General features: G+C 60.4%; 13 protein-coding genes. 7 read left to right on the top strand and 6 right to left on the bottom strand.

Annotated elements, in window-relative coordinates:
- Nucleotides 1-145: 145 nt before the first annotated feature.
- Nucleotides 146-688, bottom strand: a complete 543-nt coding sequence (locus HK44_RS04550) for a cytochrome b (RefSeq protein ID WP_019689585.1) — start codon at nt 686-688, stop codon at nt 146-148.
- Nucleotides 685-1776: a catalase family peroxidase gene (locus HK44_RS04545; RefSeq protein WP_019689584.1), complete on the bottom strand. Its 1092-nt coding sequence runs from the start codon at nt 1774-1776 to the stop codon at nt 685-687. Before HK44_RS04545 ends, HK44_RS04550 begins: the two co-directional genes overlap by 4 nt.
- Before the next feature lie 160 nt (nt 1777-1936).
- Here HK44_RS04545 and HK44_RS04540 point away from each other — a divergent pair, with 160 nt between their 5' ends.
- The 4 genes from HK44_RS04540 to HK44_RS04525 all read left to right on the top strand — a co-directional run bounded on the left by HK44_RS04540 (nt 1937) and on the right by HK44_RS04525 (nt 5925).
- The gene (locus tag HK44_RS04540) at nt 1937-2443 is read left to right on the top strand and encodes an RNA polymerase sigma factor (RefSeq protein WP_019689583.1); all 507 of its coding nucleotides are present in this window, start codon (nt 1937-1939) and stop codon (nt 2441-2443) included.
- Complete coding sequence (locus HK44_RS04535; RefSeq protein WP_019689582.1) at nt 2440-3192, top strand: anti-sigma factor family protein; 753 nt, start codon at nt 2440-2442, stop codon at nt 3190-3192. Before HK44_RS04540 ends, HK44_RS04535 begins: the two co-directional genes overlap by 4 nt.
- Nucleotides 3193-3485: 293 nt before the next feature.
- The gene (gene zapE, locus HK44_RS04530) at nt 3486-4511 is read left to right on the top strand and encodes a cell division protein ZapE (RefSeq protein WP_019689581.1); all 1026 of its coding nucleotides are present in this window, start codon (nt 3486-3488) and stop codon (nt 4509-4511) included.
- A gap of 88 nt (nt 4512-4599) precedes the next feature.
- Nucleotides 4600-5925, top strand: a complete 1326-nt coding sequence (locus HK44_RS04525; protein WP_024264743.1) for a leucine-rich repeat-containing protein kinase family protein — start codon at nt 4600-4602, stop codon at nt 5923-5925.
- 126 nt (nt 5926-6051) lie between these two features.
- Here HK44_RS04525 and HK44_RS04520 read toward each other — a convergent pair whose 3' ends face one another.
- Nucleotides 6052-6756 carry a YebC/PmpR family DNA-binding transcriptional regulator gene (locus tag HK44_RS04520; protein WP_019689579.1) on the bottom strand — a complete coding sequence of 235 codons (705 nt, stop codon included), beginning with the start codon at nt 6754-6756 and terminating at the stop codon, nt 6052-6054.
- Between the two features lie 219 nt (nt 6757-6975).
- Here HK44_RS04520 and HK44_RS04515 point away from each other — a divergent pair, with 219 nt between their 5' ends.
- Both HK44_RS04515 and HK44_RS04510 read left to right on the top strand, forming a co-directional pair.
- On the top strand, nt 6976-8769 hold the full coding sequence (locus HK44_RS04515; RefSeq protein WP_019689578.1) for a type VI secretion system Vgr family protein: 1794 nt from the start codon (nt 6976-6978) through the stop codon (nt 8767-8769).
- A gap of 335 nt (nt 8770-9104) precedes the next feature.
- Nucleotides 9105-9662 (top strand): cytochrome b, encoded by a 558-nt coding sequence (locus tag HK44_RS04510; RefSeq protein ID WP_019689576.1) that lies wholly within the window; start codon nt 9105-9107, stop codon nt 9660-9662.
- On the opposite strand, the gene HK44_RS04505 is transcribed toward HK44_RS04510, so the two are convergent.
- Complete coding sequence (locus HK44_RS04505) at nt 9649-10581, bottom strand: 1-aminocyclopropane-1-carboxylate deaminase/D-cysteine desulfhydrase (RefSeq protein WP_019689575.1); 933 nt, start codon at nt 10579-10581, stop codon at nt 9649-9651. The two genes, HK44_RS04510 and HK44_RS04505, sit on opposite strands and share 14 nt — an antisense overlap.
- A gap of 142 nt (nt 10582-10723) precedes the next feature.
- A complete protein-coding gene (locus HK44_RS04500) occupies nt 10724-11161 on the bottom strand; it encodes a hypothetical protein (RefSeq protein ID WP_019689574.1) in 438 nt (145 codons plus the stop codon).
- A 104-nt stretch (nt 11162-11265) separates the two neighbouring features.
- Here HK44_RS04500 and HK44_RS04495 point away from each other — a divergent pair, with 104 nt between their 5' ends.
- A complete protein-coding gene (locus HK44_RS04495; RefSeq protein WP_019689573.1) occupies nt 11266-11703 on the top strand; it encodes a universal stress protein in 438 nt (145 codons plus the stop codon).
- Nucleotides 11704-11898: 195 nt separating this feature from the next.
- Here the strand turns inward: HK44_RS04495 and HK44_RS04490 are convergent, their stop codons facing one another.
- Nucleotides 11899-13815 (bottom strand): ATP-binding cassette domain-containing protein, encoded by a 1917-nt coding sequence (locus HK44_RS04490; protein WP_019689572.1) that lies wholly within the window; start codon nt 13813-13815, stop codon nt 11899-11901.
- Between the last annotated feature and the right edge of the window lie 141 nt (nt 13816-13956).

The following is a 13956-nucleotide window of genomic DNA, read 5'->3' as shown; positions in this document are numbered from 1 at the left end:
GGCTGCATGCCGGTACGACGTGCAGCCATTTTTCACTCGACGGCGCTGTTCCATGGCTGGGTGCAGGGGGCAATGCCGTGGCGTTGGTGTATAGGCTGCTGACGCTGAAAAGCGGCGCACCTGAGCGATGCGCCGTGTCAGCCGATCAGCGATCCTTGCCGTGCAACATGCTTTGCAACACCCCATCACGACGCACCCAGCCATGGAACAACGCCGCTGCCAGGTGCGACAGAACGGTCAGAAACAGCACGTACGCCAGATACCCGTGGGCCGTACGCAGGAAGGCGAACAGCAGCGCATTCGCCGGCACAATCGAGGGTAACTGCCACGAACTGCCGAGCATCACCGGATCCCCGGCTGCCGACATCATCGCCCAGCCCAGCAACGGCAAGATCAGCATCAACGCGTAAAGCAGCCCATGCGATGCCTTGGCCGCCAATGCCTGCCAGCCCGGCAAGTCTGCCGGCAGCGGCGGCTGGCGAGTCGAGAAGCGTACAAACAGACGCACGATCACCAACAGCAAAATCGCAATACCCAAAGGTTTGTGCAGATGGATCAGCCATTCATGGCGTTCGGAGACTGACGCGACCATGCCGGCACCGATAAACAACATGGCGATGATCATCACGGCCATCAGCCAATGCAGCAGCCGCGCCAGCGGAGTGAAATGATGAGGGTACGCGCTCATTGTGGCGACTCCTGTTTGGCAGTGGGTAACTGGTCGACCTGAGCGGTACGACGCAGGTAAGAACGGGCATAAGCCGCCGAACGTGCGGCCAGCAACGGGTCCTCGGAACCCTCGATACCGCTCGGCAAGACCAACGGGTCGTAATTGATGTCGCGGCATTCGCCATCGTTTTGCGCCTGGGCGCTTTCCAGCACCAACGTTCCGGCGTTCAGGACCTTGCGCTCACCCAGCCAGGCCTTGCTGGCGTCGTTGGTCGGGTCAGCAGCCGTGGCCAGCGTGATATTCAGCTGCCAACGCAGCGGCCCGCTCTTCAAGCGCTGGAGCAGATCCTTTTCAAGAAAGTCCGCACCTTCAGGGGCACTGGCGCCGACCGCATCTCGCGCCACGGGGACCACGCTCCAGCGCACCGCCTGACGCTGACCCGCGGCGTTGACCAGATAAAAAGCGTTGATGCCGTTGTAGGTCTCGGTCACGTAACTGGCCGACGGCTTGGCTGTCTTGACCCATTGCAGGAAAGGCGCGGTTTCCGGGTGTGTGGCAAAAAATGCCGGGGCCCTCGCAGGATTGGGTTTGCCGGTAGCCGGATCAGGTGTCTGGGCCTGTTGTAACTGATAGAAGGCTTCAGGTGTGCCCACCGGGAACACCGGCATGCTGTTCATTCCCGTGCGCCATTGCTGACCGTTGGCCTGCTTAAAGCGCAACGCCAGGCTGCGGATCGGCACGCTGCTGTCCGGCGCGTAAGGATTGCCACTAGGCAACGCGAACCGCCCGACAACCGGCGTTCGCGCCGCGCTGAAGACCTGGGCGGTTGAATACGGGAGCGCCTCGCTGGTGCTTTCAAAATACCCGGCCACGCACACACCCTTGGCGTGATTGCGCCGAAAGCCCGGGTGTACGCCATTGTTTTTCTCCAACACGTCGACCAACGCTCTTGGTGTCAGACGCTGCGGGTCAAACGTGCCATTGACGTAGGCAAAGGCCCCGGCCAGTGCGGCGACTACCGCGCCGATACCGGCCAGGCGCAAGGCTATGCTCGCGCGGCTCAGGGGGATTTTGTCAGGCCGTGGCGGCGGTGAACGATCAACCATGTGAACATCTCCAGGGCCGTGGGCCACCGGTGGAAAGGATCAATCAGACGAAGCCCGCTGAGGTTTATTCCATGACCCGATATTTATTTTTCCAATGCTGGAATAACCTCCACTGCCGGGCGTCTTCCTGATCCAAAGCGTAATGACTAGCCAGCATTCCATGAACGATCTTGACGAACCGTTACGTGAACTCATCCCCAGACTACGGCGCTTTGCCGTGTCGCTGACGCGCAATCCCAGCAACGCTGACGATCTGGTGCAGTCGTGCCTGGAGCGGGCGCTGTCGGGTTGGGGTGACAAACGCCCGGACGGCGACGTGCGCGCCTGGCTGTTTTCGATTCTGTATCGACAGTTTCTCGACGCCCATCGACGCTCAAGGCGCTATGCGCGAATGCTTGAGTTCTTCACCGGTCGCGACGACGCCCAGCCCTCGGTCGAGCGCACGGTGTTGGCGCAATCGACGCTGCAAGCCTTCGATAAACTGACCACCGAGCAACGCGCGCTGTTGCTCTGGGTCTCGGTGGAAGGCTTGAGTTACAAGGAGGTCGCCGAGATTCTCGACGTTCCTACCGGCACCGTGATGTCTCGCCTGTCCCGCGCTCGCCAGGCCTTGCGCCAGCTCAGCGACGGCGAAATTACCAGCCCCTCTTTGCGGATACTCAAATGATCAGCATGCCCCCAAGCGTCAGTGACCTGCACGCCTACGTCGACCATCAACTCGACGACGCGGACCGGCGACTGGTGGAAACCTACCTGGCGGCCACTCCGCACGTTGCCGAGCAGGTTCAGGCCTGGCAACAGGACGCCCAACAACTGCGCGCTGCCTTGAGCGGCGCCTTGCAGCAACCGCCCAACCCGAACCTCGACCCCAGCGTGATTCGCCAGCGTCTGAAACGACAGTCCCGCCGCCACTTGGCCAGCGCCGCCGTGTTGCTGATCGCGGTCAGCGTCGGTGGCCTGGGCGGCTGGCAAGCACGGGAAATGACCATGGTTGGCGCAGCACTGCCGATGACCGATGCGATGCAGGCGTACCGGATGTTCGCCCAGCAAGGCATCCTGCAGGCTGATTACACGGTCACCGATGACGGCGATATGCAGGGCTGGCTCGACCGTTATTTTTCCCGGGTCGATCGCTTGCCAAACCTCGCCAACTCGGGGTTCAAACCGGTCAGCGGACGGTTGCTGAGCACCGAACAGGGCCCCGCAGCGATGGTGATGTATGAAGACCAGAGCGGCCGCAAGATCAGTTTTTACGTCCGCCCGCCTGGCCCGAAGAATTACCTGCTGCCGCGCGGCAGTCGTAGCGACGGTGAGTTGCAGGCCGAGTACTGGTCGGGGCCCGGTTACAACTACGCGATGGTCAGCGAAGCCCGGGATCCGGCGACGCAGATGCTCAAGCAGGAGCTGAGATTCTAATGCTCACATCGAATCAGGCCGACTGCACAGTGATTTTCAAAGGCAAAAAGCTCTACCAACCGCCTGTTTTTGTCGAACCACTCTGACTTTCATCGACACAGATGGAAGGAAAACTCACCGTCTGGTTAAAATTGCACCGCCATCGCTCGGGGGGAGCAGGCATAAAGACCATCGGGGGACAACACTTGGCTATCCCGCCAGATCGCTCACGACTCAAACCACGTTGGCCGGTCCTGCACAGGCTCCTTGGCAAGTCCCTGGTCACTCCTGAAAACAATGGCGAAAGCGCTCAAATGATCCACGACTACTTTCGCCACAAGGCTCATGCTCAGGGCTATACCCTCAGCCACAGCCAGCAACGGGTGATCGAGTGCATGGCCCAGTTGGCGAACGCCCTGCTGGCCAGTCGTGCCCCTGCACAGGCACCTCAAAGCCTCTACCTGCACGGCGCCGTCGGCCGTGGCAAGAGCTGGCTGCTCGATGGCTTTTTCCAGGCCTTGCCCGTGGCCGAAAAACAACGCCTGCACTTCCATGACTTTTTTGCGCAACTGCATCAGGGCATGTTCCTCCATCAAGCCCACACCGATGCGCTGGCAAGCACCCTGGATGAACGGCTCAAAGACTGTCGGGTGCTGTGTTTCGACGAGTTTCACGTGCATGACATCGGTGACGCGATGCTCATCGCACGCTTGTTCAAAGCGCTATTCCAGCGCGGCATCCTGCTATTGCTCACGTCCAACTACCCGCCTCAGGGCTTGTTGCCAAACCCGCTCTACCATGCACGCTTCAAACCGGTCATCGACCTGATCCATGCGCATATGCGGGTCATGGAAGTCGGCGGCCCTCACGATTATCGCAGTCAGGTGCGAACCCATACGCAGCAGGTATTTACCCAGGGTGAATACCGATGGCCGACCACGACCTCGCAACGCCAGGCCTTGAAGCTGCCAAAACCGGACACTTCGGCCCTCGTCTTGCCGGTCGGCACTCGCCAGCTACAGGCGCTGCATTGCGAGGATCGAACCATCGCCTTCACCTTCAACGACCTGTGCGAACAACCTACGGCTGTGATGGACTACCTGGAACTGTGCCGACGTTTCGACACCTGGATCATCGACGCACTGCCAGATCTGGCGGACTGCTCGATTGCGACCCAACAGCGCTTCATCAACCTGATCGACGTGCTTTACGACCAGGACAAGCGCCTGATCCTGCTCGGCGAACGGCCGTTGCGTGAACACCTGGGCGGTGACGCCATCGACCTGGCGCGTACCCGCAGTCGCCTGGGGCAACTGGTGGACGTCGGACCAGCGCTATAAAGCGTCCAGCACAGCGGATTTTGCCGTTATCATGGCGGCGTTTTTTGTGGGCGACTTGCCGTTCTCTTCTCATTGGTTGGATGTGTTCATGCATACCCTTGCACAACTGCGGGCCGGCGCGCTTGCAGGGCTCAAACGTCTGGATCTGTCGTGTGGCCTGACCGAGTTCCCCCGGGAAATCTTCGACCTGGCCGATACGCTGGAGGTGCTCAACCTCAGCGGCAATGCCTTGAGCAGCTTGCCGGATGACCTGCATCGCCTGACGCATCTGCGCGTGCTGTTTTGCTCGGACAATCAGTTCCGCGAGCTGCCGACCTGCCTCGGTCAATGCGCGCAACTGACGATGATCGGCTTCAAGGCCAACCGCCTTGAGCGAGTCCCGGCCGCCTCACTGCCGCCACTGCTGCGCTGGCTGATCCTGACCGACAACTGCATCAGCGAATTGCCGAGCGAATTGGGCGAACGGCCACACCTGCAAAAACTGATGCTGGCCGGCAACCACCTGCAAAGCCTGCCCGCAAGCCTGAGCCAGTGTCATCAGCTGGAGCTGCTCCGCATCGCCGCCAACCGCATGACCGAGTTACCGCAATGGCTGCTGACATTGCCCGGGCTGGCCTGGCTGGCGTACGCCGGCAACCCGCTGGAAACCGAGGCCGATGCCGCCGCGCTCGAAGCCACGGCGAACATTCCCTGGTCGCAGCTGCACCTGCAGCAACAACTGGGCGAAGGCGCTTCCGGGGTAATTCACCAGGCCGTGTGGGAGCAACCATCGCAGCCTGAGCGCAAGGTTGCGGTGAAACTCTACAAGGGGCACATGACCAGCGACGGCTCACCGTTGCATGAGATGAATGCCTGCATCACAGCCGGTATTCATCCCAACCTGATCAAAGTCGAGGGCCGGATCGTCGGGCATCCGCAGGCGCAGGCCGGGCTGGTCATGCACTTGATCGAGCCGAGCTATCGCAATCTGGCGGCGCTGCCGAGCCTGGCGTCTTGCAGCCGTGATGTGTACGCAGAGGACACGCGCTTCAGTGCAACGGTGGCGCTACGGATCGCCAGCGGCATTGCCTCGGCGGCTGCGCACCTGCATCAGCAGGGCATCACCCACGGCGACCTGTACGGCCACAATACGCTGTGGAATGAGCACGGCGATTGCCTGTTGGGCGACTTTGGCGCAGCGTCCTTCCACGCCACCTCTGACACGCTGGAGACGCGCGCGCTGCAACGCATCGAAGTGCGGGCCTTCGGGATTCTGTTGGGTGAGCTGCTGGAGCGGATCGATTCAGGCTTGAGCGTTGAACGCCGTGAGCGCTTGCTGGACTTGCAGAGCCGCTGCTGTCAGCCGGAAGTGCTGGCGCGCCCGGGATTCAGCAAGATCGTGCAAGAGTTGGCCGCCTGTAACTCAAATCACTAACGGCACATACAAAACCGGTGGCGAGGGAGCTTGCTCCCGTTCGGATGCGCAGCAGCAGCCGCTGTTGTTGGGACGGCTTCGCCGTCCAGCGGGAGCAAGCTCCCTCGCCACAGGTCAGGTCACAAATTAACCCGCTAACCCGACAAACATGTCCTGCACGTCGTCATGGTTATCGAGGCCTTCGAGGAAGGCTTCGACTTCTTCCATTTGTGCGTCGGTCAGGCCGCTGACCGGGTTCTTCGGCTTGTAGCCGAGCTTCGCCGACAACACGGTAAAACCCTGCTCAGGCAGGGCTTTCTGCACGGAGTCCAGATCGGTGGCTTCGGTGATAAACAGGGTCGCGCCGTCTTCGCCCGGCTCGAAATCCTGTGCACCGGCTTCGATAGCAGCCATTTCCGGATCGGCATCCGGACTGTCCGGGGATGCCTCGATCATGCCCACGTGGTCGAAATCCCAGGCCACAGAGCCGGAAGCCCCCAACTGACCTTTACGGAACGCTACGCGGATTTCTGCCACGGTACGGTTGATGTTGTCAGTCACGCATTCAACGATCAGCGGCACCTGATGCGGGGCGAAACCTTCGTAGGTCACGCGGTGGTACTGCACGGTTTCGCCGAGCTGGCCTGAGCCTTTCTTGATTGCACGCTCCAGAGTTTCACGCGGCATCGAGGCTTTTTTCGCCTGTTCGACCACCAGACGCAGGTGCGCGTTGGTGCTGATATCAGCGCCGTTACGTGCAGCAATAGTGATTTCCTTCACCAGTTTGCCGAAGATCTTGCCCTTGGCGTTGGCAGCCGCTTCTTTGTGTTTAACTTTCCACTGTGCGCCCATTACTCACTCTCTTGATCTGTGGCGCCGAGACATCTATTGGCCGACGCTTTGCGCAAGTTTATACGGCAAAAAGTTGGCAATCGACCAAAAAGTGTTGTGAGCGATCGACATATTCACAACATGTTGTAGGGCTTTTCTGAAAAGCAGGTTTACGGTGACTATTGAGCGCCGGTGTTTCGTAACCTCTGTGTCCCGTACCTCATGGCAGAAGAGTGTTTGATGTACATCGACATGGAAAGTCCCTTCATCCTGACGCTCACCGAGCTCGCCTTGAGCTTTCAGGTCCAACAGTTCAGCGGACGTGAAGCCCTCAATCAGGTCTATCGATTCGACATCGATATGCGCGGCCCGCAGCCGGCGTTGAGTCTGGATCTGCTGTTGCATCAACCGGCATTCCTCAGCCTGAGCCCTACTACCGGCATCCACGGCATCATCCACAGCGCCGGTTTGCAATACTGCGGTGCGCAGCAGATCGGCTACAGCCTGAACCTGGCCCCCCGCCTGCTTGCGCTGGAGCAGCAGCGCGGTCGAAGGGTGTTCCAGCAGTTGAGTGTGCCCGATCTCTTGCGCCAGTTGCTGGCCGAGCATCGACTGCCGCCCGACAGCTACCGCTTCGAGTTACCGAACGGTGAATATCCGCCGCGCCCGTTTTGCCTCCAGTACGATGAAACCGATCTGAACCTGCTGCAACGGCTGTGCGAAGAGGAAGGCATCCACTATCACTTCGAACATCAACACGACCGGCACGTGCTGGTGTTCGCCGATGACAGCGACAGCTTTGCCCAGCGGCCGGTCGAGAGCACTTTTCACCCCACTGCACTGGATGCCGAACAGCCGCGGATCAGCCAGCTCTTTCAATGCCATAGCCGGCCGACTACAGGGCCGCAAACCACCTTTGCGCAGCACGCCAGCACTGACCGCGCGCCCCTCGCACCAGACGCCTGTGCCAACCAGCCCTGCCTCGACAGCCTGCACCCAACGGGTCGAATCGACCCGGCGCAAGTCCGTCGTAACCAGCTCGGTCGCCGCGAACTCGAACGTCTGCGCAGCCTGCATCGTCTGGTTCAGGGCCACAGTACACTGCCCGACCTGCTCAGCGGCCGGCTGCTGCAAGTCACCGGGCATCCCGTCCCGGCGTTCAACGATCAATGGTTGCTAAGCGAAGTGCTGCACCAGGGCAAACCGCCTGGCACCGACACTGTGTTGCCGAAGGCGGCGGTTTATCGCAATCAATTCAAGGCCATCCCCTGGTCAACCGAGTTCCGCCCGCCCCTCAAACATTCCAGGCCGTGTATCAGCGGTTACCAGATGGCTCGGGTCCTCGGCCCGGCAGGAATGCCGCCGCACCTCGACGAACACGGGCGAATCAACATCTGTCTGTGGCCTGATGCGCCATCCGACAGGCAAGGCTCCTCAGGCATCTGGTTGCCGATCGCCCATATGGGGACAGGACGCCCGACCTTGCCACTGGCTGGCAGCGAGGTGCACGTGAGTTTCCTCGACGGCGATCCTGATCGACCGCTGCTTTGCGCAGGTTTCATTGGCCTACAACCGAGCGAACCGCAACCGAGGGTAGCCGCTGAACAAAAGGCATCGCCGACGGGCTGGGGCGGCGAGATCTACTTGTTCGAGCGACCTTGCGCCACCACCGAACGCCTGGCCGACACCACGTGGTACATCGTGCGCATGCCGCGTCCCGGGCTCAAGGAACTGGGGAGCCTCAACCGTGACGATGTGCTGATGACCGGAAAAAGCCAGGCACTGGGCAACCTGTCGCTGACGATAGAACAGAAACAGCGCCTGGCCAGCGAGTTCGCCCGTACTCCCGAACAACTCTGCCTGCTGTATCCAGGGCAATGCGTGGCGCTGGCCGATTATTTCCAGCAACACTGGAACAACGAACAGCGCCTGAGCTTCATCGACCACGCTACCCCCCCCAGCACTCAGCGCCAACCGCGTGAAGCGCGTCTGCTGTTCGACTGGCTGGTAAACGGCCCGGACGCCACTCGCTAGGGTGCACGAGAGCCTCCCCCGAGATGTTCGCCCCCCGTAGCGGCTGCCGAAGGCTGCGTTCGGCAGCTGCTTGTATGTTGCACCGACATCAACAAGCGCCTGGCCAACGGCGAGATGCCACACAGCAGCTGATTACTGCGCCAAATGCAAAAAGAAAAGCGCCAGCCCCTGCACCGGGGCTGGCGCTTTTTTTACCCAATAGTCTGTCGCAGAGCGCTCGATGAGGCACGCAGCCTGATCTGACTCAGGCAAAACCTCGCAAACAGGATTACAGTTAACCCACTCCGTCATACAAGAGCGGGGGGCTCCAGACCTGATAAGCGAGGAAAAACCGTATGCCCTGGAAGAATTCCGAATCACGCTACAGCACCGTATCAATCATGCTGCACTGGTTGATGCTGGTACTGTTGGCGCTGGTTTACGCGAGTATCGAACTGCGGGGGATGTTTCCCAGGGGCAGTGGCGGCCGAGCCCTGATTACGGAAACGCACTACATGCTCGGCCTGACCGTGTTCGCACTGGTCTGGTTACGGCTGTTCGCCCGCAGCCTGGGACGCGCTCCGCAAATCTTCCCGGCATCACCCCCATGGCAAACGGTACTCGCCCGGCTGATGCACTGGGCGCTGTATATTTTCATGATTGCAACGCCGATTCTCGGTTGGCTGGTCACCAGCGCCAACGACCATCAGGTGATGTTCTACGGCATCGACCTGCCGTTGCTGATCGGGGAAGACAAACCACTGGCCAAGCAGATCAAGGGCTGGCATGAACTGGCGGGCACCCTCGGCTATTGGCTGATCGGCCTGCATGCCGTGGCTGGGCTGTATCACCATTACGTGGTGCGCGATAACACCCTGCTGCGGATGATGCCCAAGCGCGTCAGCCCTGACTGAGTGACATAAACCCCCGACGGCCCTGCAAGCCGCCGGTGTGCACGAAAATCAAGCGTGTGCCGCAGGCAAAATATCCGACATCGACCTGTTGCTTGAGTGCCCATAGCGCTTTACCGGTGTACAGCGGCTCCAGCGGGATACCGCTGGCCTGCTCACAGCGTTCGATAAATTCCAGCAACGGCGAGTCGACTTTGGCGAAGCCGCCGCCACTGCCGTCGAACAGCTCATATCCCCCGCCCGGCAAGCCGCATTCGTCGAGAATTGCCTCGATCTGCTGCGCCACGCCATGATCATCGGGCACCGCCAGCACGCCATACACCGGATGCCTCCCCGCCTCGGCCAGCACCAGCCCGGCCAGCGTGGTGCCGGTTCCGCAGGCCAGCCACCAGCCATCATGGTCATTCCAGCCCAACTCGTTCAGCTGTACGCTGACCTGCGTCAGCAACTGTCCACAGCCACGCGCACCCAGTACACCGCCGCCGCCTTCGGGGACCGGATGCAGATGCGGGTATTGCACTTGCCATGGCTGCCAGAAACCCGGCTCGTGGCGCGCACGATAACCACCGTAACCCAACCAGTGCAGTTGCATGCCAAAAGCCTGTAAATCCTGAACGGTCGGGGTATCTTGCGGATGCCCGCGCAGCAGGCCGACGGTAGGAAAGCCAAAGCGTTTACCCGCTGCCGCCAGCGCATGCAGATGATTGGACCAGGCACCGCCCAGACTCATCACACCTTCGGCACCGGCCTCGCGGGCCACCCTTAGATGATCAATGAGCTTGAACCACTTGTTACCGGAGATCAGCGGGTCGATCCGGTCCAGACGCAGGATTGCCACCTCGATACCGGCGATGGCGAGCCAGTCGAGATGAAGACGTTCAAGCGGGGCATTGGGCAGCCAGTCGCTGAGAGGAGAAAGCATTGATGCCCGCTCTTTGGGAAAGAGCCGGCATCTTAGCAGCAGACAGAACGCGCGCCCGTGACCGATCGTTGTCATGCTCCGCGTCACAAGTGGCCGGTAACCACCGGAGGGGGAGCTTGCCCCCCTTTTTATGGCCTGTTGTTCAAGCCAGCGCCTTGAGGACGGCATCGATCTGCTGCAACACCTCGGCCTCGCCCCGCTCCCCCCAATACAACGTGATCATTTGCTTGTCGGCCTCAACCTTGTAGACGTTGGCTGGCAACTTTCGGAAATGAATCAGCACCGACTCATCCTGACAAATCTCTCGCCATTGATTGACCCACACGCCTGGCGAACTTTGCCAATAAATCCAGCACGCCGGTTTATTACCCCGTCGCGGACGATGGTATTGCGCACACGGGCTGGGCGGCGCTGGCTCCAGCCAATGCGGCCACTCCTGCGGTGCCAGCTGCATGGCCAGGCCAATACGCCGCGCCTCCATGCGCAAGGCCATCTGCCCCCCCTGTTTACGCGAAGGCCGCAACCATGCCAACGGGCTCAGCACCACCGCGAGGATTGACACCACTATCCAGACCGTCATATCTGTACTCCCGATTCTTGATGGGCAGATTGATCCCTGTCAGAACCAATCCGCGTGAAACCAGCCATACTTACCGTTATCGCAATCCTCAGGAGGAGCACCTCATGCCCTACCACCATATTCTGGTCGCTGTAGATCTAACCGAAGAGTGCGATCCTGTGATTCACCGTGCTCGCGAGTTATCGGTCAGCAACGGTGCCAAATTGTCCCTGGTTCATATTGTCGAACCGATGGCCATGGCCTTTGGTGGTGACGTGCCGATGGACCTGTCGCAATTGCAGCAACAGCAATTCGACCAGGCCAAGGAGCGCCTTGAGCGCCTGATCAACAAATATCCTGAACTTTCCAAAGAATACAGCCACCTGACCTATGGCCAACCGCGCCAGGAAATCCATCATATGGCCAAGGAACAGGAGTGCGACCTGATCGTCGTGGGCAGTCATGGCCGCCACGGCCTCGCACTGCTGCTGGGCTCCACCGCCAATGACGTGCTGCATGGTGCCCCTTGCGATGTCCTGGCAGTGCGCCTGATCAAAAGCTAAAGCCCGTACCCCTGTGGGAGCGAGCCTGCTCGCGATGGCGGCTTGTCAGTCAACATTGATTTCGACCGACAGGGCCTCATCGCGAGCAGGCTCGCTCCCACAATGAATCTATTTCGGTCTGTAGATCGCATTGCATATGAAAAGCCCGAGGTTCAGCGATGAACGTCGGGCTTTTTTACATCAGCAACGGATCATTCAGGCATCCAGCTCGGCCCAGCGCTCGACCAATACGTCGAGTTCCGCTTGCAGTTGCTCAAGCTGCGCAATGACCTTGGCGGTTTCGGCAGCAGGACGCTGATAGAAACCGGCATCGGCCATTTCGGTTTGCACCGCGGCGATCTGCTGCTCCTTGGCATCGATATCGCCCGGCAGCGCTTCCAGCTCACGCTGCAGCTTGTAGCTGAGCTTTTTCTTGGCCACTGGCGCTTCTTGAGCCGCCACTGGCGCAGGCGCTGCGGTGACGACCGCAGAGTTCAGGTCTGCCTTGCCGGACTTGCTCTCGGTCACGCCCAACAGCCGCGGCGAGCCGCCCTGACGCAGCCAGTCCTGATAACCACCGACGTATTCGCGAACCTTGCCTTCACCTTCGAAGACCAGGGTGCTGGTGACCACGTTATCGAGGAATGCCCGGTCGTGGCTGACCATCAGCACAGTGCCGTTGAAGGTCAGCAAGACCTCTTCGAGCAGCTCGAGGGTTTCCACGTCGAGGTCGTTGGTCGGTTCGTCGAGTACCAGCAGGTTAGCCGGCTTGCTGAACAACTTGGCCAGCAACAGACGTGCACGCTCACCACCCGACAATGCCTTGACCGGCGTGCGGGCACGCTGCGGGCTGAACAGGAAGTCGCCGAGATAGCTCAATACGTGACGGCTCTGACCGTCGATATCGATAAAGTCGCGACCTTCGGCGACGTTGTCGATCACGGTCTTTTCCAGATCCAGCTGATGGCGCAGCTGGTCGAAATAGGCCACATCAATGCGAGTGCCCTCTTCAACCGTACCGCTGGTCGGCTGCAAACCGCTGAGCATCAACTTCAGCAAAGTGGTTTTGCCGGTACCGTTGGCGCCCAGCAGACCGATACGGTCGCCGCGCTGCAGGACCATGGAGAAATCCTTGATCAGGAACGGGCCATCCGGGTGGGCAAAGCTGACGTTCTCGAGGACCATCACCTGCTTGCCGGACTTGTCAGCCGTATCCAGCTGAATGTTGGCCTTGCCGGTGCGCTCACGACGCTCGCTACGCTCGACGCGCAGAGCCTTGAGGGCGCGAACACGGCCTTCGTTACGGGTGCGGCGAGCCTTGATGCCCTGGCGGATCCAGACTTCTTCCTGGGCCAGCTTCTTGTCGAACAACGCGTTGGCGGTTTCTTCAGCGGCCAGCGTGGCTTCCTTGTGAACGAGGAAGCTGGCGTAGTCGCCGTTCCAGTCGATCAGGCCGCCGCGATCCAGTTCCAGGATGCGGGTGGCCAGGTTTTGCAGGAAAGAACGGTCGTGCGTGATGAACAGCACGGCGCCCTGGAAATCCTTCAAGGCCTCTTCGAGCCAGGCGATGGCACCGATGTCCAGGTGGTTGGTCGGTTCGTCGAGCAGCAGCAGATCCGGTTCGGAAACCAGGGCCTGCGCCAGCAGGACACGACGACGCCAGCCACCGGACAATTCGGCAAGCGTTTTGTCAGCCGGCAATTGCAGGCGGCTCAGGGTGCTGTCGACCAATTGCTGCAAACGCCAGCCATCGCGAGCTTCGAGGTCGTGCTGGACGTGCATCAGCTTGTCCAGATCAGCGTCGGTCACGATGTTCTGGCTCAGGTGGTGGTACTGCGCGAGCAATTCGCCCACACCGTCCAGACCTTCGGCAACCACGTCGAACACTGTCCGCTCGTCGGCCACCGGCAATTCTTGCGGCAATTCGCCAATCTTGAGGCCGGGTGCGCGCCAGACGGAGCCGTCATCAGGCTTCTGATCGCCCTTGACCAGCTTCATCATGCTGGATTTGCCAGTGCCGTTGCGGCCGATGATGCACACCCGCTCACCACGGGCGATCTGCCAGGACACCTTGTCCAACAACGGCATAGCGCCGAAAGCAAGGGACACATCGCTGAATTTGAGCAGGGTCATGAGCTTCTCCAAAAACCGGGCGCGCATTCTACCTGACTTGCGACGTCAGAAGGCCGGCATTTTCAAGTCGAACAGCCTCCGGCACAACAATTGTTACGAACTCGTGCCGACGAGCCGGCAAAGCTTTCACCGGTTGTTGGC

Source organism: Pseudomonas fluorescens HK44 (assembly GCF_000217955.3).
Classification (GTDB): domain Bacteria; phylum Pseudomonadota; class Gammaproteobacteria; order Pseudomonadales; family Pseudomonadaceae; genus Aquipseudomonas; species Aquipseudomonas fluorescens_AQ.
This window is presented reverse-complemented; position numbering and strand designations above follow the sequence as displayed.

Excerpts from the sequence above, each read along its gene's own strand:
- HK44_RS04550 (WP_019689585.1), bottom strand. The coding sequence starts at position 688 with ATGAGCGCGTACCCTCATCATTTCACTCCGCTGGCGCGGCTGCTGCAT.
- HK44_RS04545 (WP_019689584.1), bottom strand. The coding sequence starts at position 1,776 with ATGGTTGATCGTTCACCGCCGCCACGGCCTGACAAAATCCCCCTGAGC.
- HK44_RS04540 (WP_019689583.1), top strand. The coding sequence starts at position 1,937 with ATGAACGATCTTGACGAACCGTTACGTGAACTCATCCCCAGACTACGG.
- HK44_RS04535 (WP_019689582.1), top strand. The coding sequence starts at position 2,440 with ATGATCAGCATGCCCCCAAGCGTCAGTGACCTGCACGCCTACGTCGAC.
- zapE (WP_019689581.1), top strand. The coding sequence starts at position 3,486 with ATGATCCACGACTACTTTCGCCACAAGGCTCATGCTCAGGGCTATACC.
- HK44_RS04525 (WP_024264743.1), top strand. The coding sequence starts at position 4,600 with ATGCATACCCTTGCACAACTGCGGGCCGGCGCGCTTGCAGGGCTCAAA.
- HK44_RS04520 (WP_019689579.1), bottom strand. The coding sequence starts at position 6,756 with ATGGGCGCACAGTGGAAAGTTAAACACAAAGAAGCGGCTGCCAACGCC.
- HK44_RS04515 (WP_019689578.1), top strand. The coding sequence starts at position 6,976 with ATGTACATCGACATGGAAAGTCCCTTCATCCTGACGCTCACCGAGCTC.
- HK44_RS04510 (WP_019689576.1), top strand. The coding sequence starts at position 9,105 with ATGCCCTGGAAGAATTCCGAATCACGCTACAGCACCGTATCAATCATG.
- HK44_RS04505 (WP_019689575.1), bottom strand. The coding sequence starts at position 10,581 with ATGCTTTCTCCTCTCAGCGACTGGCTGCCCAATGCCCCGCTTGAACGT.
- HK44_RS04500 (WP_019689574.1), bottom strand. The coding sequence starts at position 11,161 with ATGACGGTCTGGATAGTGGTGTCAATCCTCGCGGTGGTGCTGAGCCCG.
- HK44_RS04495 (WP_019689573.1), top strand. The coding sequence starts at position 11,266 with ATGCCCTACCACCATATTCTGGTCGCTGTAGATCTAACCGAAGAGTGC.
- HK44_RS04490 (WP_019689572.1), bottom strand. The coding sequence starts at position 13,815 with ATGACCCTGCTCAAATTCAGCGATGTGTCCCTTGCTTTCGGCGCTATG.